Source organism: Streptomyces sp. NPDC015144, assembly GCF_043079735.1.
Classification (GTDB): Bacteria; Actinomycetota; Actinomycetes; order Streptomycetales; family Streptomycetaceae; genus Streptomyces.
Genome location: NZ_JBIBUU010000006.1, coordinates 26,581 through 42,785, shown reverse-complemented (window position 1 = coordinate 42,785; position 16,205 = coordinate 26,581). Strand labels below are relative to the sequence as shown.

Below are 16,205 nucleotides of genomic sequence, written 5' to 3'. Positions count from 1 at the left end.
GGCTTGCGGACAGGCCGTGTCCGCAAGCCGGTCCCGTCCCGGCGGGCTCAGGCGGCCGGTTCCGGTTCGAGCCGTACGCAGAGGTCGTTGTCGGTGGTGTAGCAGGGGGTGGCCCGGACACCCGGGCCCGCGCTGCGGCCGGGGTAGACGTGGATCTTCTTGCGGTCCCAGATGTCGTCGAGGATGCGGGAGATCCGTACACCCCCGTCCGGGCCGCCCTCCGCCGTCCCGGGGAGCAGCCAGAGCGTCCAGAGCTGCGGGGCGGTGACGGGGCCGTCGGCCAGCCGGTCCAGCGGGAGCGTGAAGGCGAAGGCGCCGTCCTCGTCGCCGGGGGCGGCCGGCACCCTGAGCACCCGTCCCCCGGCCCCGGGCTGCCGGGCCTCGACGTGGGCGCCGTCCCCCGGCCGCGCCCCGTGCAGCCGTCCCCGGACGGTCATCGCGGCCCCGTCGAGGGTCACCGCCCCGGCCTCGGCGTGCGGTGCGCGCAGCCAGCAGCGGACCGCGAGCCGGCCGTCGAGCGTCGGGTACGGGATGCGGACCGCGACGCGCCCGGCCCCCGGGACGGGGTCGGGGTCGACGAGCCGGCGCAGGTCCCGGATCCCGGGCTCGACGGCCACCGCCCCGTCGTCGCCCGCGTCCGGCCCCCGCAGGTGGACGTCCCAGCGGCCCTCGGCGTACTCCGCGTCCGCGGGCAGCACGGCGCGCAGCCGCCCGTCGTCCAGCGGGTCGAGCGGCAGCCGTACCGTCCGGGCGTCCGGCCCCTTGGCGCCGCGCAGCCGGAGCAGCAGTTCGGGCGCGGTGCCGTGCCCGGCGCCGCGGGTGTCGAGGTCGAAGGTGATCCGGCCGTCGGACGTCACGGCGCAGTCGGCCCGGGGGGCCCGGCGCCCGGTGGTGGCGGTCATGCGGTCTTCCCCTTGCGGATCACGGCGGCTGCCTTGTAGCGCAGGGCGTACGCCCCGTCGAGTACGGTGCCCCGGGCGCGGTGCAGGGTGGTGCTCAGCGCGCCGTGCGAGCGGTCGCGCGGACCGCGCGAGGCGAGTTCGGTGAAGAGCCGTTCGTGGCGTTCGGCGATCGTCGCCGGGTCGAACCGCCGCGAGGCCGCCAGCGCGGCCCGCCCCGCGCGGTGGCGCGCCTCGTCGTCCTGGATCAGGCCGAGGAGGGCGTCGGTGACCGCGGCCCGGTCCCCCACGGGCACCAGGCGGCCGTCGGTGCCGTCGTCGATGATCTCGCGGGGGCCGTGCGGGCAGTCGGTGGCGACGACCGGCAGTCCGCAGCGCATCGCCTCGACGATGGTCATCCCGAAGGACTCGCGTTCCGAGGTCACGGCGGCGATCGACCCCTTGGGCCACTCGGCCTCCAGCGGGTTGACCGGGCCCATCAGGAGCACGTGCTCGTGCAGGCCGAGTTCGGCGACGAGATCGAGCAGGGTGCCCCGTTCGTCGCCGGTGGCGTCGCCGGCCCCGTAGATGCGCAGCCGCCAGTCCGGGCGGACGGCGACCACGTCGGCGAAGGCCCGCACGAGCAGGTCGTACCGCTTGACCTTGTGCAGCCGGCCCGCGGCGATCACCCATTTGCGGTCGCCGTCGGCCGGGGCGACGGCCGGGGCGGGCACGCTGTTGGGGATGGCCTCGATCCGTACGCCGGGCAGTCTGAACCCGGCCCGGTAGGCGCGGGCGTCGGCCTCGGTGACGGTGGTGATCGCGTCGAGCAGGGCGTACCGGTGCCCGATCTCGCGGCGGAGCCGGTAGCCGTGGCTGTCGAGGGTGAGGTGCTCCTGACCGATCAGGACCGGGCCGCGGCGGGCCTGCCGGGTGATGTGCACGTTGAGCCCCGGCCGGGTGCCGACCACGACGTCCGCCTCCAGGGAGCGCAGATGCTCCGCGATCCGTGCGTCGCTCAGCCTGCTGTACTGCCGGTACCTGCTGTCGCCGCGCGGGAAGACGGCCGCCGGGCGGGCGTAGTCGGCAGCGTCGCCGTCGTACGCGGGGCTCTTCTTCCGGAGATCGACGAGGTGGCTCATGCGCACCCCCTCGGGAGCCCCCAGCGCCGGCACGTCACGGTGGCGGAAGACCGAGACGATCTCGACGTCGTGGTGCCCGGCCAGTTCCCCGGCGAGGTTGAACGTCGTACGGATCGTGCCCCCGACCCCGTAGGCGTTGTGGAGCAGGAAGGAAATGTGCATGTAACGCGATGTCTCCCGGTTCGGCTGATCGACTGCGGGCTGCACTGGGCAGGACGGCTCGGGCCGACGGACGGTTCACTCCGGGAGCGACAAGATCCGGCCAAATGTAGACTCGTCAACTTTCCGACTATGTCGCCGTATTGGGGCCCGAGCGCGTCGGCGAGTGGACCACACCGACCGCACCGCGCTCCCGCTGAACCGACATGAACAGGGACCAAACACCCCTTTCGGAGCCGGATATTCACTCTCCGCACCGGTTGGTTCGATTACGTTCCCTTTACCGCGTGACCCCGGCCGTGGATCTCCCGTTGTCATATCCATGAGCCGGGAACCGCCCGGCGCACGCACCGAGTTCGAGGAGCCACCCGTGCCGCGCATGCTCGACGTCAGCGAGGACGTACGCGCCGAGATCGGCGATACCGAAGCCGACCGGCTGCTGGCCGGGGACAGCGCCCCGGGCAGCTACGACTGCACCTCCTGCCGCACCCCCGGCAACTCCGAGCAGGAGCGCACCAGCACCGTGCTCTTCGTCGGCGACGAGACGGCCGTCCTCGCCTTCGCCCATGCGACGTGCATCCCCTCCCAGGTCGTCCAGGTCGCCGAGGAGCAGTTGCAGGGCGCGGTACGCAGCATCACCGGCGACGAGCGCGGCGGCACGGCGGTACCGCAGAACGTCCCCGGCGGGCAGGCCGTCCTCGGGATCACCAGCGGCCTCGTCCTGATCGACGGCGACCTCCACCCGGCCCTCGTCGTCGAGCCCACCGGTGCGATCGCCCGGCCGGGCACGGATGGCAGCCAGGGCGACGAGTTCCTCCAGCTGCTGGTGGAGCAGGGCTTCCACTCGGTCCACCGGATGGAGGAGATGCCCGCCGCGCTGCCCGGCTGGTCGATCCTGCTCGCCGTGGGCCAGCTGCACGCCGTGCTCCAGCCGGGCACGGACGGCGGCGCCCCGGTCGCGTGGTGGCAGGCCCATACGCCGCTCCAGGTCACCGAGGGCTGGCGCACGGCGGCGGGCAAGTCGCAGACCGTGCTGGTCTACGCCGCCCCCGCCGGGACGATCGGCCAGCAGCCCCGCGAGGACCTGATGCGCGACGCCCTGGACAAGGCCGCGGCGGAGGGGCTGCTGGTCGCCGCCACGATGCCGCTGGCCGGGACCTGATCGTGTCGGGCGAGCTTCCGCGGCGACGGCGCCGCACCGCGATTTCTCCGCCGGGCCCGCATCCGACGGAGAGCGACGTCGTTGGCAGGTACGTGCACTCATACGACTCCTCCCACCAGCGCCCGACCCCGATTCCTGCCATGCGGCCCTCGCAGGACCCTTCGGCCGGTCCGTCCCAGACCCCGATCTACGACGCGCTGTACACCGAGTACCGGCGGTCGTTCCGGGCGCTGCCGGGTGATCGGAGCGGTGAGGAGAACCTCGGCTTCATGGCCTTCGGCCTCGGGCTCTTCGGCAGCCGTCTCCCGGCGAGCGGCCACTCCGGTCACTCCGCCGGGTTCTCCACCGGGCTCGCCATGACCGGCGGGGCCAGTGGGATCGGCGGTGGCGGGGTCGGCGGTGGCGGTCCCGGTGCGCAGAGCGGCGGCCCCGGCGCCTGGCAGCGGGTGGGCCGGCATTCGGGGCGGGCCCGCCCGGCGGCCCTGCCGCCGGGTTCGCGATCCACCTGACCCCCCGGGCCCCGGCCCCGCTGTCATGACGGAGCCCCGGGCCCGCCTCGTACCAGAGGCGGGCCCGGGGCTCCGTCATGGGCCCGGAGTTCCCGGGCCGGGGTGCTACTTCTTGCGGCCGCGCTTCTCGCGGACCCGCACGGAGATGTGGATCGGGGTGCCCTCGAAGCCGAACTCCTCGCGCAGTCGGCGCTCGACGAACCGGCGGTAGCCGTGCTCCAGGAAGCCGGAGGAGAACAGGACGAACCGCGGCGGCTTGGTGCCCGCCTGGGTGCCGAAGAGGATCCGGGGCTGCTTGCCGCCACGGACGGGGTGCGGGTGGGAGGCGACGATCTCACCGAGGAAGGCGTTCAGCCGACCGGTGGGGATACGGGTCTCCCAGCTGGCCAGCGCGGTCTCGATCGCCGGGACGAGCTTCTCCATGTGGCGACCGGTGGACGCGGAGACGTTGACCCGCGGGGCCCACGCGACCTGCGCCAGCTCCGTCTCGATCTCGCGCTCCAGGTAGTAGCGGCGCTCCTCGTCGAGCTTGTCCCACTTGTTGTAGGCGATGACCAGGGCACGCCCGGCCTCCACGGCCATGGTGATGATGCGCTGATCCTGGACGCTGACCGTCTCGGAGGCGTCGATCAGGACGACGGCGACCTCGGCCTTCTCCACGGCGGCGGCGGTGCGCAGCGAGGCGTAGTAGTCGGCGCCCTCCTGGAGGTGGACGCGGCGGCGGATACCGGCCGTGTCGATGAACTTCCAGGTGATGCCGCCGAGCTCGATCAGCTCGTCGACCGGGTCGCGGGTGGTGCCCGCGAGTTCGTTGACGACGACGCGGTCCTCGTTGGCCACCTTGTTCAGCAGCGAGGACTTGCCGACGTTCGGGCGGCCGATGAGCGCGATCCGGCGCGGGCCGCCGACCACGTTGCCGAAGCGCTGCGCCGGGGCCTCCGGGAGCGCTTCGAGCACGGCGTCGAGGAGGTCGCCGGTGCCGCGGCCGTGCAGCGAGGAGACCGGGTGCGGCTCGCCGAGACCCAGCGACCAGAGCGCCGTGGCGTCGGCCTCGCCGCTCTGCCCGTCCACCTTGTTGGCGCAGAGCACGACCGGCTTGCCGGCCCGGCGGAGCAGCTTGACGACGGCCTCGTCGGTGTCGGTCGCGCCGACGGTCGAGTCGACCACGAAGACGACCGCGTCGGACGCCTCGATCGCGTACTCGGCCTGGGCGGCGACGGAGGCGTCGATGCCCAGCACGTCCTGCTCCCAGCCGCCGGTGTCGACGACCTTGAAGCGGCGGCCCGCCCACTCCGCCTCGTAGGTGACGCGGTCGCGGGTGACGCCGGGCTTGTCCTCGACGACGGCCTCGCGGCGGCCGATGATCCGGTTCACCAAGGTCGACTTGCCGACATTGGGGCGGCCGACGACGGCGAGAACGGGCAGCGGCCCGTGTCCGGCCTCGTCGATGGCGCCCTCGACCTCTTCGAGGTCGAAGCCCTCCTCCGCGGCGAGCTCCATGAACTCCGCGTACTCGGCGTCGCCAAGTGCTCCGTGCTCATGGTCCGAGCCGTCGGAGTGAATCTGGTCGTTCATGAAGTCCGTTCCTCTTTGCATCATCGATGGGCCGCGAACAGGCGGCCCACTACTCAAGTCTTACTTAACGCCCGGTGAAGCGCCTGGCCTCGTCCAGGTGGGCGGTCAGCCGCCCCTGGATCCGTACCGTCGCCTCGTCCAGCGCCTTGCGCGTACGCCGCCCGCTTCCGTCACCGGCCTCGAAGGGGTCCCCGAAGACGACGTCGACCCGGCTGCGCAGCGGCGGCAGCGCCGATATCAACCGCCCGCGCCGCTCGGTGCTTCCCAGGACGGCCACGGGCACGATCGGCGCCCCGCTGCGCACCGCGAAGTACGCCAGCCCGGCCCGCAGGGAGGCGAAGTCGCCCTCGCCCCTGGTGCCCTCGGGGAAGATCCCGAGGACCCCGCCGCTCTCCAGCACGCCGAGGGCGTCGGTGACGGCGGTGCGGTCGACGGTCGTACGGTCCACCTTGAGCTGGCCGATTGCCCGCAGGAACGGGTCCAGCGGACCGACGAACGCCTCCTTCTTGATCAGGAAGTGGACGGGCCGGGGCGCGGTGCCCATCAGCATCGGACCGTCGATGTTGTGCGCGTGGTTCACCGCGAGTATGACGGGTCCGGCGGCCGGGACCCGCCACGCGCCGAGGACGCGGGGCTTCCACAGCCCGTACATCAGCCCGATGCCGATGCCTCGCCCGACCGCCGCGCCGCGCGGCGAGGGCGACGACGGGCCCTGGGCGGCTCCGGTCACCGGGAGGCCCGCTTCTCCTCGACGAGGGTGACGACGCACTCGATGACCTGCTGGAGGCTCAGCTCGGTGGTGTCCACCTCCACGGCGTCGCCCGCCTTGGCCAGCGGGGAGGTCTTCCGGCCGGAGTCGGCCGCGTCCCGCTTGATCAGGGCCTCCTTGGTGGCGGCCAGGTCGGAGCCCTTGACCTCGGCGCTGCGCCGGGCGGCACGGGCCTCCGGGGAGGCGGTGAGGAAGATCTTCAGGTCGGCGTCGGGCAGCACGGTCGTACCGATGTCCCGGCCCTCCACGACGATGCCCCGCTCGGCCGCGGCGGCGATGGTGCGCTGGAGCTCGGTGATCCGGGTGCGGACCTCGGGGACGGCGCTGACGGCGCTGACCCTGGAGGTGACCTCCTGGGTGCGGATCGGACCCGAGGCGTCCTCGCCGTCGACGGTGATCGTGGGGGCGGCGGGGTCCGTGCCGGAGACGATGACGGGCTTGGCGGCCGCGGTCGCGACCTCCGCCGCGTCCTGCACGTCGATGCCGTTGTTCAGCATCCACCAGGTGATCGCCCGGTACTGGGCGCCGGTGTCCAGGTAGCTCAGGCCGAGCTGTGCGGCGACGGCCTTGGACGTGCTCGACTTGCCGGTGCCGGAGGGCCCGTCGATGGCGACGATCACTGCGGCCGGGGCCGTACGGGTTTCCACGGTGGTGGACACCTTCCTGAGTACACGGGGTGGGCGGGACGAGGGCGTGTGCGAACCCCGCCCCGAACAAGGTTACCGAGTGTCGGGACGGGCCCGGTCACCCCTGTGGACAACCGGCGCCCGGCCCCGGCCCCGGCGCCCCGTGCCTACTGCCGTATCGACCAGCCGCGCTCGCGCAGCGCGGCGCTCAGCCCGGGGGCCGCGCTCGGCTCGACCATCAGCTGCACCAGACCGGCCTGCTGCCCGGTGGCGTGCTCGATGCGCACGTCCTCGACGTTGACCCCGGCCCGTCCGGCGTCGGCGAAGATCCCGGCCAGCTCGCCCGGCCGGTCGCTGATGAGCACGGTGACCGTCTCGTAGGCGGTGGGGGCGGTGCCGTGCTTGCCGGGCACCCTGACCCGGCCCGCGTTGCCGCGCCGCAGCACGTCCTCGATGCCCTCGGTGCCCGCGCGGCGGCGGTCGTCGTCGGCGGACTCCAGGCCGCGCAGCGCCCGTACCGTCTCCTCCAGGTCGGCGGCGACCCCGGCCAGCACGTCGGCGACCGGGCCGGGGTTGGCGGCCAGGATCTCCACCCACATCCGGGGGTCCGAGGCGGCGATCCGGGTGACGTCCCTGATGCCCTGCCCGCAGAGGCGTACGGCGGTCTCGTCGGCCTCCTCCAGCCGGGCGGCGACCATCGACGAGATCAGCTGCGGGGTGTGGGAGACGAGGGCGACGGCCCGGTCGTGCGCGTCGGCGTCCATCACGACCGGGACGGCGCGGCAGAGCGCGACCAGTTCCAGGGCCAGGTTGAGCACCTCGGTGTCGGTGTCCCGGGTCGGCGTGAGGACCCAGGGCCGCCCCTCGAACATGTCCGCGCTCGCGGCGAGCGGGCCCGACCGCTCCTTGCCCGCCATCGGGTGCGTGCCGATGTAGTGCGTGAGGTCCAGGCCGAGGGCCTCCAGCTCGCGCCGCGGGCCGCCCTTCACGCTGGCGACGTCCAGGTAGCCGCGGGCCACGCCCTCCCGTACGGCGTCGGCGAGCACCGGAGCCACATGGGCGGGCGGCACGGCGACGATCGCCAGGTCCACCCGCTCCTCGGGCGCCTCGCCCGTGCCCGCGCCCAGCGCGGCGGCGGTGCGGACCGAGCCGGGGTCGTGGTCGCGGAGGTGGACCTGGATGCCGCGCCCGGCGAGGGCGAGGGCCGCGGAGGTGCCGACAAGGCCCGTTCCGATGACGACGGCGGTTCTCACTGGGCAATGTCCTTGCGGGTGCGGGGGTGTTACCCGTCAGCCTAAGGGCTGGCCGTAATCCCCGGCGCAAGCCGATTCCGCTCCCGTACGCTCGCCGTCATGATCACTCCCGGACCCGAGGCCCTCGTCCGCGACCACACGGTCTACTCCTGTGTGATGGGCTCGCGCGCCTTCGGGCTGGCCACCGAGGGGAGCGACACCGACCGGCGCGGGGTGTTCCTCGCGCCGACCCCGCTGTTCTGGCGGTTCGAGAAGCCGCCGACCCATGTCGAGGGGCCGGCCCCGGAGCAGTTCTCCTGGGAGCTGGAGCGGTTCTGCGAACTGGCGCTGCGGGCCAATCCCAATGTGCTGGAGTGCCTGCACTCCCCGCTGGTGGACCATGCCGACGCGGTGGGCCGGGAGCTGCTCGCCCTGCGCGGCGCCTTCCTCTCCCGGCAGGCCCACCAGACCTTCGTACGCTACGCCGTCGGCCAGCGCCGGAAGCTGGAGGCCGACGTACGGCAGTACGGGGTGCCGCGCTGGAAGCACGCCATGCACCTGCTGCGCCTGCTGGCCTCCTGCCTGGACCTGCTGCGCACCGGGGCGCTCACGATCGAGGTGGGCGCGGCCCGCGAGGAGCTGCTGGCGGTGAAGCGGGGCGAGGTGCCGTGGGCGGAGGTGGAGCGCCGGATGGACCGCCTGATCGAGCGGAACGACGAGGCGGTCCGGGACTCCCCGCTCCCGCCCGGACCGGACCGGGCCCGGGTGGAGGACTTCCTGGTCCGCACCCGCCGGGCCTCGGCCTCATGGCCCGACGGGTCCTGGGACAGGGCCTAGCCAGGGGGTGTCCCGGCCTCCCAGCCTCGCCCGCACCACGAGGTCGTGCAGGGCGTCGAACCCGCCCGCGGTCTCCGGGAGCCGTGAGGCGGCCCGGGCCCGGTCCAGCACCTCGTGCAGCGCCTCGACGTCCCGGGCCGCCCGGACACCGGCCGCCTCCTCCGCTCCCCCGTGCTCGGCCGCGGCCTTCGCCTCGATCAGACCGGGCAGGTAGGACGGGGCCTCCGCCACCTCGGCGAGGAGGGAGGGCAGATGGGCCAGCACCTCACCGCGGCGCATCAGGTGGATCCCGGTGAGCAGGGCCCGGAACGTGTAGAGCAGTGGTTTCAGTTCGCCGGTCTTCTCGAAGAGCCGCCACTGGGTACCCGCGAAGCCCCGGTAGTGGTGGGCGTGGTGGCGGGTGAGCACGCCCGGCGCCAGGGCCGACAGCTCCGCGTGGATCCCGCCCGTGTGCACGACCAGCGGCGAGAGCAACTGTTCCAGCACATAGCCGTTCGGCTTCAGCATCAGCCGGACGAACTTCCGCAGGTCGTGCGTGACGAGATCCATCTCGACGCCGTCCGCGTCCCACATCCGCGAGCACGTCTCCTCGGCCTCGCGCAGTCCCACGAGGTCCTCCGCGGGCAGGAGATGGACCCCTCGGAGGTCCACGTCCGAGTCGGCGGAGGGAAACCCGTACAGATGCGCCCCCGAGACCGTGGCGAACAGCAGCGGGTGGCGCTCCCCGGCGATGACCGGGGCGAGATCCGTGACCGGCAGTCCGGCCGCCCCGAGGTCGCCGTCGAGATGTTCGTTCTTCGTACGCATGGCTCAAGCGTCCCAGAGCGCCCCCAGGGCCAGCAGGTCGCTCCGGTACTCGATCCGCTCCGCCCACTCCTCGGGCCAGGCCGCCGCTCCCCGGTGGGCCCCGGCGAAGGCGCCGGTCAGGCAGGCCAGGGAGTCGGAGTCGCCCCGGGTGCAGGCGGCGCGGCGGAGGGCGGTGACGGGGTCCTCGGGGAAGAGCAGGAAGCAGTGCAGGGCGGTGGCCAGGGCCTCCTCGGCGATCCAGCCGTCGCCGGTCCGCTCGCACGGGTCGGTCTCCGGGGACGGGTCGCGCAGCGCGTCCTGGACCCGGTCGAGGGCGGTCAGGCACTCCTCCCAGCCGCGCCGGGCGTACCGCTCGGGCGAGGGGTCGCCCGCGTACCGCCAGAGGTCGCCGAGCCAGCGGGTGAGGTACCGGCCGCTGTTCTCGTACGCGTAGGAGCGCAGCTGTCCGAGCAGGCCCGCCGGGTCGGCGCCCCGCGCCAGCAGGTGCACGGCGCGGGCGGTCAGGTCGGAGGCGGCGAGCGCGGTCGGGTGGCCGTGGGTGAGGGCGGCCTGCAACTGGGCCGCCCCGGAACGCTGTTCGTCGCTCAGGCCGGGTACGAGGCCGATCGGGGCGACCCGCATGTTGGCGCCGCAGCCCTTGGAGCCGGTCTGGCTGGCCTCCTGCCAGGGCCGGTCGCCGTCGAGCAGCCGGCAGGCGGTCATGCACGTGCGGCCGGGGGCCCGGTTGTTGTCGGGCGAGTGGTACCAGTCGACGAACTCCTCGCGGACCGGGCGGACCAGCCGCGGACCGGTGAGCGGGCCCCGGTCCATGGCGGTGCGGATGCCGCGCGCCAGGGCCAGCGTCATCTGGGTGTCGTCGGTGACGAAGGCCGGCTTCGGCAGCCGCATGGTGCGCCAGGGCCCGCACTTCGCGAGGATCGACGGCACGTTGTTGAACTCGGTCGGGAAGCCCAGCGCGTCGCCGAGCGCCAGCCCGGTGAGCGTGCCGGTGGCGGCCTGCTTGGTGGTGGTCCCGGTCACGGTCATGTGGTTCTTCCTTCCGGTCTCAGCAGCGGCGGGTGCAGCGCGGTGGCGGCACCCGCCCGGTAGAGCGCGGCCGGTTTTCCCCGTCCGCCGGTGCGGCGCGGGGCCCCTTCCACGGCCTGGACGAAGCCGGGCGTGGTGAGGACCTTGCGCCGGAAGTTGGGCCGGTCCAGCTCGACGCCCCAGACCGTCTCGTACACCTGCTGGAGCTCCCCCAGGGTGAATTCGGGCGGGCAGAAGGCGGTGGCCAGACAGCTGTACTCGAGCCGGGCGCCGATCCGTTCGTGGGCGTCGGCGAGGATGCGGTCGTGGTCGAAGGCGAGCGGGCCGGCGTCGGCGGTCTCCCACCACCGGGCGCTGGCCGCGTCCCCGCCGCCGCGCGGTTCGGGCAGGTCGGGCACGAGGGCGGCGTAGGCGACCGAGACGACCCGCATCCTGGGGTCGCGGTCCGGATCGCTGTAGGTGCGCAGCTGCTCCAGGTGGAAGGCGCTGACGGCGTCCTCCGTCAGCCCGGTCTCCTCGGCGAGCTCCCGGCGGGCGGCCGTCCCGGCGGACTCGCGGGGCAGGACGAAGCCGCCGGGCAGGGCCCACTGCCCCCGGTACGGCTCCTCGCCGCGTTCGACGAGGAGGACGTGCAGCCGGCCGCCCCGGACGGTGAAGACGGCGAGGTCGACGGTGACCGCGAAGGGCTCGAAGGCGCGCGGGTCGTAGCCCTCGGGGGCGCGGGCGCTCACCGGTTCTCCGGCAGGGGCGGGGCGAACCGCCAGCTGTCGGCGAGCAGCGCGTCGACGGCGGCGACCGCGGTGGCCAGGCGTTCCTCGCGGGTCCCGGTGAGTTCGACGAACCGCCTTCCGGTACGGGTGAGTTCGGCCCGGAAGCGGTCGGTCATCCAGGGGCGCAGCTCCTCGCCGTCGCGCAGCCCGTCGTCCTCGAAGGCGACGCCCTCGTGGTCGGTGAGCAGCCACAGGTGGTGGGCGATCCGGTCGGCGGTGCGCTCGACGAGCGGGTTGCGGCCGCCGACGTAGCGCTCGTGCCAGACGGTGGTGGCGAAGGAGTCGGTGTCGCAGATGAGGACCGGGGAGCCGGTCCGCGCGGCGGCCTCCTCCCGGGCGTTCTGGACCTCGGCGATCAGCGGGAAGTCGTCGGTGGTGAAGACGACGTCCTCCCACTGGGCGCCGGGGTGGCGGGAGCGGAGCGCGGCCAGCTTCCGTTCGCTGAACTCCCGCCCGTACTCGTCGACGCGGGCGGTCCGGGCCCAGACCCCGCCGCGGGCGCGGTAGTGCCGGGTGAGGTCGCGGGCCATGGTCGTGGTGCCGGTGGACTCGGCGCCGAGCACGACGACCCGGCGGGTGAGGGCGGCCCGGACCGGCGCTTCCAGGAAGTCCCAGCAGCCGACCGGGTCCTGGCGGACGGCGGTGCCGGAGACGGGGAAGCGGGTGCGGTCCGGGTCGACGCAGACGGACGCGGCGCCGAACCGGCGGCCCAGTTCGTCCCCGTACGGTTCCGAGGTGAAGACGGCGTCCACCGGTTCGGGGACGGCTTCGGTGAAGACGGCCATGTGCGCGTCCCAGATCGCCGGGTCGTGGACGTCCATCCGGATGTCGTCGACGGCGCCGACGACCGTCACGTCCGGGTGTGCCTCGCGCATCCAGGCCACCCGGTCGGCGAGCGGCACGGATTCGACGGAGGCGGCGCAGACCAGCACGGTCAGCCGGTCGCAGCGGTCCCGCGCGGTGCGGACCAGGTGGTGGTGGCCGGCGTGCGGCGGGTAGAACTTGCCGAGGACCAGTCCGTGTCCGAAGCGCCTCATGCCACCGCCCCCACGGGCTCGCGCCGCTCCCCGGCCGCATCGCGGCGCCAGTTGCGCAGGCCGATCAGGCAGAGCGTCAGGAAGCCGCAGTACAGCAGCGAGGTCAGATAGAGCTCCTTGTACGCGTAGAGCGGGATGTACACCACATCGGCGGCGATCCAGAGCCACCAGGACTCGACGAGCTTGCGGCACTGCCCGTACGTCGCCGTCAGGGACAGCGCGGTCGTCAGGGCGTCCCAGAAGGGCACGGTCGAGTCGGTGGCGCGGGCGAGCAGGACGGTCAGGGCGAGGGTCCCCACCGCCCCCGCCGCGAGCAGCCAGGCCCATTCGGTGCGCGTGGTGCGGCGCACCGGCAGGCCGGGTGAGCCCGGTCCACCCCCGTGGGTCCAGGTCCACCAGCCGTAGGCGGCGAGGGCGATGAAGACGATCTGGAGTCCGGCGTCGGCGTACAGGCCGGACTGGGTGAAGAGCAGGATGAAGAAGACGTTGTTGGCGATGCCGATCGGCCAGTTGGCGAGGTGCTGGCGGGCCACGAGCCATACGCAGAGCGCCCCGCTGCCGAAGCCGAGCACCTCGGTCCAGCTGACCGGGGTGCCGAGCACCGTCACCAGGGGTTGTTGCAGGGGATCGAGGTACTCCGCGAGACTCACGCCCGCCTCCTTCTTAATAGTCATATTGACTATAAAGCGGGGAGGGGGCAGGGAAAAGACCCGCGGCCGGTCCCTGTCCCGGATTTCGGGGACGGGGACCGGCCGCGGGTCGTGGAGCGGACGGCCGGGCGGTCGTTACAGACCGACCTCGCGCATCAGCATGCCGACCTCGGTGTTGGTGAGGCGGCGCAGCCAGCCGGACTTCTGGTCGCCCAGCGGGATCGGCCCGAAGGAGGTGCGGACGAGCCGCTCGACCGGGAAACCCGCCTCGGCGAGCATCCGGCGGACGATGTGCTTGCGGCCCTCGTGGAGGGTGACCTCGACCAGGTAGTTCTTCCCGGTGTTCTCGACGACCCGGAAGTGGTCGGCGCGGGCGTACCCGTCCTCCAGCTGGATGCCGTCCTTGAGCCGCTTGCCCAGGTCGCGCGGGAGCGGGCCCTGGATGGCGGCCAGGTAGGTCTTCTTCACCCCGTACTTGGGGTGGGTGAGGCGGTGGGCCAGCTCGCCGTGGTTGGTGAGCAGGATGATGCCCTCGGTCTCGGTGTCCAGCCGGCCGACGTGGAAGAGCCGCGTCTCACGGTTGGTGACGTAGTCGCCGAGGCACTGGCGGCCGTCCGGGTCCTCCATCGAGGAGACGACACCGGCCGGCTTGTTCAGCGCGAAGAACAGGTAGGACTGGGCGGCGACGGTCAGGCCGTCGACCTTGATCTCGTCCTTGTGCACGTCGACGCGCATGCCCTGCTCGACCACGATCTCGCCGTTGACCTCGACGCGGGCCTGCTCGATCAGCTCCTCGCACGCCCGGCGCGAGCCCATGCCGGCGCGGGCGAGGACCTTCTGCAGCCGCTCGCCCTCCTGCTCGGCGCCGGGGTGCGTCCGGGGCGTCTTGATCTCGGGCTTGTTCGCGTAGCGGTCCCGGTTGCGCTGCTCGATCTTGGCGTCGAGCTCGCGCGGGCGGGACGGGGCGCCCTGGCGGCGCCGGTCACCGCCGCCGCTGCGTCCGCCACCCGACTGCGGGGTGCGCGGGCCGCCCTTGGCGCCTCCCCGGGCCGCGGCGCCGCGGCCCTTGCGGGGGCCGTCGCCGCCCTGCTCGCCGGAGCCCACGTCGTAGCGGCGCTCCTCGGGGCGGGGGCGGCGGGGGCGCTGCTCCTGCCTGCCGTCGCGCCCGGCGCCCGCGCCGCGGGGGTTCCGGCCGCCGCCGCTGCCGCTCCGGCCGCCGCTGTTGCCGCTTCCGCTGTTCCTGCCACTGCTTCGCATCAAAATTCCGTCTTGTCGTCTGCGTGGGTATCCGGGGTGTCCGGTGCGTCCGGATCGAACGACGGCACACCCTCTAGCGTCTCAGCCTCGATCGCGTCCGCCTCGGGGAGGAAGGGCGCGAGCTCCGGGAGCTCATCCAGGCCACGCAGGCCCATCCGCTCCAGAAAGTAGTTCGTCGTCCTGTACAGGATCGCACCTGTTTCGGGTTCCGTGCCCGCCTCCTGCACCAGACCCCGCTGGAGCAGGGTTCGCATGACCCCGTCACAGTTCACGCCGCGGACCGCGGAGACCCGGGAACGGCTGACCGGCTGGCGGTACGCGACCACCGCGAGGGTCTCCAGCGCCGCCTGGGTCAGCCGGGCCTGCTGGCCGTCCAGGACGAAGCGCTCGACGGCCGCCGCGTAGGCGGGCCGGGTGTAGAAGCGCCAGCCGCCGGCGACCAGCCGCAGCTCGAAGCCCCGGCGCTGCACGGTGTAGTCGTCGGCCAGCTCGCGCAGCGCGTCGGCGACGGCCCGGCGGGGCCGCTCCAGCACCTTGGCGAGGTGCTCCTCGGTGGCGGGCTCGTCGACGACCATGAGGACGGCCTCCAGCGCGGGCTTGAGGTCGAGCTCCGCGACGGCGGGGTCGCCCGTCTCCTGCTGGTTCATGCCTTCCCGTCCTCCTCCTCGGCGTCGCGCGCCTCGCTGTCGAACTCGTCCGTGACCACGGGCCTGGCCCCCTCTCCCCCGGCCCAGCGCACCAGCAGCTCGCCGAGCGCCTCGGGCTGGTCGAGCGCGACGGCCTTCTCCCGGTACAGCTCCAGCAGCGCGAGGAACCGGGCGACGACGGTGAGGGTGTCGGGGGCGTCCTCGGTGAGCGTGCGGAAGCTGGCCTCGCCCGCCTCGCGCAGCCGGGCCACCACGATCCCGGCCTGCTCCCGCACGCTGACCAGCGGGGCGTGGATGTGGTCGACGTACACCTGGGGCGGGGCCTTCGGCTGCATCGCCTTCACGGCCAGCTCGGCGAACCGCCGTGCCCCGATGCCGATCACCACCTCGGGCAGCAGTTCCGCGTGGTGCGGCTCCAGCCCGACGGTGCGGGGGAAGCGCCGCTCCTCCGAGGCCAGCCGCTCACTGAGGATGTCCGCGATGCGTTTGTACGCGCGGTACTGGAGCAGCCGGGCGAAGAGCAGGTCCCGGGCTTCGAGCAGTGCCAGGTCCGCCTCGTCCTCCACTTCGGCGGCGGGCAGCAGCCGGGCGGCCTTCAGGTCGAGCAGGGTCGCGGCGACGACCAGGAACTCGGTGGTCTGGTCGAGGTCCCAGTCCGGGCCCATCGCGCGGATGTGCGCCATGAACTCGTCGGTGACCTTCGAGAGCGCGACCTCGGTCACGTCCAGCTTGTGCTTGGCGATGAGCTGGAGGAGCAGGTCGAACGGCCCCTCGAAGTTCGCCAGCCGGACGGTGAACCGCCCGTCGGTGGCGTCCGGGCCGGACACGGGCGCGGGTGCCTCGGGGGTTTCAGCCGCCTCGGGGGTGTCGGAAGCCGCAGGCGCCTCGGACGACCTGGGCCCCTCCGACGCCTCGGACGCCTCGTGCGTCTCTGGCGCCTCTTGCGGCCCTTGCGGCTCGGAGGTCTCGCGGATCTCCTCGTCGTGCCGTTCCGGCACCGCCGCGGAGCCCGGACCGCGTCCCAGGGGGCGGCGGCGGGCGCGGGCGGATTCGTCGGTCGTCGGCATGAGGGTCCAGGGGCGAGCGGGATACGGGCGGCGGGCTTCGGCCCGTACGGGAGGG

General features: G+C 73.4%; 17 protein-coding genes. 3 read left to right on the top strand and 14 right to left on the bottom strand.

Annotated features, from left to right (window positions below; translation table 11 throughout):
* Nucleotides 1–47 precede the first annotated feature (47 nt).
* Both ACF08W_RS12630 and ACF08W_RS12625 read right to left on the bottom strand, forming a co-directional pair.
* Complete coding sequence (locus tag ACF08W_RS12630) at nt 48–902, bottom strand: transferase (RefSeq protein ID WP_385218169.1); 855 nt, start codon at nt 900–902, stop codon at nt 48–50.
* The gene (locus tag ACF08W_RS12625) at nt 899–2,182 is read right to left on the bottom strand and encodes a glycosyltransferase family 4 protein (RefSeq protein WP_392279251.1); all 1,284 of its coding nucleotides are present in this window, start codon (nt 2,180–2,182) and stop codon (nt 899–901) included. The genes ACF08W_RS12630 and ACF08W_RS12625 overlap by 4 nt, the downstream gene beginning before the upstream one ends.
* Nucleotides 2,183–2,549: 367 nt before the next feature.
* Between ACF08W_RS12625 and ACF08W_RS12620 the strand changes: the two genes are divergently transcribed.
* Nucleotides 2,550–3,341 (top strand): hypothetical protein, encoded by a 792-nt coding sequence (locus tag ACF08W_RS12620; RefSeq protein ID WP_352279325.1) that lies wholly within the window; start codon nt 2,550–2,552, stop codon nt 3,339–3,341.
* A gap of 140 nt (nt 3,342–3,481) precedes the next feature.
* Nucleotides 3,482–3,850: a hypothetical protein gene (locus ACF08W_RS12615; RefSeq protein WP_392279250.1), complete on the top strand. Its 369-nt coding sequence runs from the start codon at nt 3,482–3,484 to the stop codon at nt 3,848–3,850.
* A 105-nt stretch (nt 3,851–3,955) separates the two neighbouring features.
* On the opposite strand, the gene der is transcribed toward ACF08W_RS12615, so the two are convergent.
* From der to ACF08W_RS12595, 4 genes are all read right to left on the bottom strand, one after another.
* Complete coding sequence (gene der / locus ACF08W_RS12610) at nt 3,956–5,425, bottom strand: ribosome biogenesis GTPase Der (RefSeq protein ID WP_352280549.1); 1,470 nt, start codon at nt 5,423–5,425, stop codon at nt 3,956–3,958.
* Between the two features lie 64 nt (nt 5,426–5,489).
* Nucleotides 5,490–6,194 (bottom strand): lysophospholipid acyltransferase family protein, encoded by a 705-nt coding sequence (locus tag ACF08W_RS12605; RefSeq protein WP_392279249.1) that lies wholly within the window; start codon nt 6,192–6,194, stop codon nt 5,490–5,492.
* Nucleotides 6,152–6,853 carry a (d)CMP kinase gene (gene cmk, locus ACF08W_RS12600; RefSeq protein WP_366300207.1) on the bottom strand — a complete coding sequence of 234 codons (702 nt, stop codon included), beginning with the start codon at nt 6,851–6,853 and terminating at the stop codon, nt 6,152–6,154. Before cmk ends, ACF08W_RS12605 begins: the two co-directional genes overlap by 43 nt.
* 134 nt (nt 6,854–6,987) lie before the next feature.
* Nucleotides 6,988–8,073: a prephenate dehydrogenase gene (locus ACF08W_RS12595; protein WP_352280551.1), complete on the bottom strand. Its 1,086-nt coding sequence runs from the start codon at nt 8,071–8,073 to the stop codon at nt 6,988–6,990.
* A 99-nt stretch (nt 8,074–8,172) separates the two neighbouring features.
* Between ACF08W_RS12595 and ACF08W_RS12590 the strand changes: the two genes are divergently transcribed.
* A complete protein-coding gene (locus ACF08W_RS12590) occupies nt 8,173–8,889 on the top strand; it encodes a DNA polymerase beta superfamily protein (RefSeq protein WP_392279248.1) in 717 nt (238 codons plus the stop codon).
* Here the strand turns inward: ACF08W_RS12590 and ACF08W_RS12585 are convergent.
* The 8 genes from ACF08W_RS12585 to ACF08W_RS12550 form a co-directional block, all read right to left on the bottom strand.
* Nucleotides 8,857–9,696, bottom strand: coding sequence for a DNA polymerase beta superfamily protein (locus tag ACF08W_RS12585; RefSeq protein ID WP_385218146.1), 840 nt, complete (start codon nt 9,694–9,696; stop codon nt 8,857–8,859). The genes ACF08W_RS12590 and ACF08W_RS12585 overlap by 33 nt on opposite strands.
* A 3-nt stretch (nt 9,697–9,699) precedes the next feature.
* Complete coding sequence (locus tag ACF08W_RS12580) at nt 9,700–10,722, bottom strand: ADP-ribosylglycohydrolase family protein (protein WP_392279247.1); 1,023 nt, start codon at nt 10,720–10,722, stop codon at nt 9,700–9,702.
* Entirely contained in the window at nt 10,719–11,453 is a 735-nt protein-coding gene (locus ACF08W_RS12575) for an NUDIX domain-containing protein (RefSeq protein ID WP_392279246.1), read from the bottom strand. The genes ACF08W_RS12580 and ACF08W_RS12575 overlap by 4 nt, the downstream gene beginning before the upstream one ends.
* Entirely contained in the window at nt 11,450–12,529 is a 1,080-nt protein-coding gene (locus ACF08W_RS12570; protein ID WP_392279245.1) for an AAA family ATPase, read from the bottom strand. The genes ACF08W_RS12575 and ACF08W_RS12570 overlap by 4 nt, the downstream gene beginning before the upstream one ends.
* On the bottom strand, nt 12,526–13,179 hold the full coding sequence (gene pnuC / locus ACF08W_RS12565) for a nicotinamide riboside transporter PnuC (RefSeq protein WP_392279244.1): 654 nt from the start codon (nt 13,177–13,179) through the stop codon (nt 12,526–12,528). Before pnuC ends, ACF08W_RS12570 begins: the two co-directional genes overlap by 4 nt.
* Nucleotides 13,180–13,314: 135 nt before the next feature.
* On the bottom strand, nt 13,315–14,436 hold the full coding sequence (locus tag ACF08W_RS12560; protein WP_392279243.1) for a pseudouridine synthase: 1,122 nt from the start codon (nt 14,434–14,436) through the stop codon (nt 13,315–13,317).
* A complete protein-coding gene (scpB, locus tag ACF08W_RS12555) occupies nt 14,436–15,083 on the bottom strand; it encodes an SMC-Scp complex subunit ScpB (protein WP_352280559.1) in 648 nt (215 codons plus the stop codon). The genes ACF08W_RS12560 and scpB overlap by 1 nt, the downstream gene beginning before the upstream one ends.
* The gene (locus ACF08W_RS12550; protein ID WP_392279242.1) at nt 15,080–16,150 is read right to left on the bottom strand and encodes a segregation/condensation protein A; all 1,071 of its coding nucleotides are present in this window, start codon (nt 16,148–16,150) and stop codon (nt 15,080–15,082) included. The genes scpB and ACF08W_RS12550 overlap by 4 nt, the downstream gene beginning before the upstream one ends.
* Nucleotides 16,151–16,205: the final 55 nt, after the last annotated feature.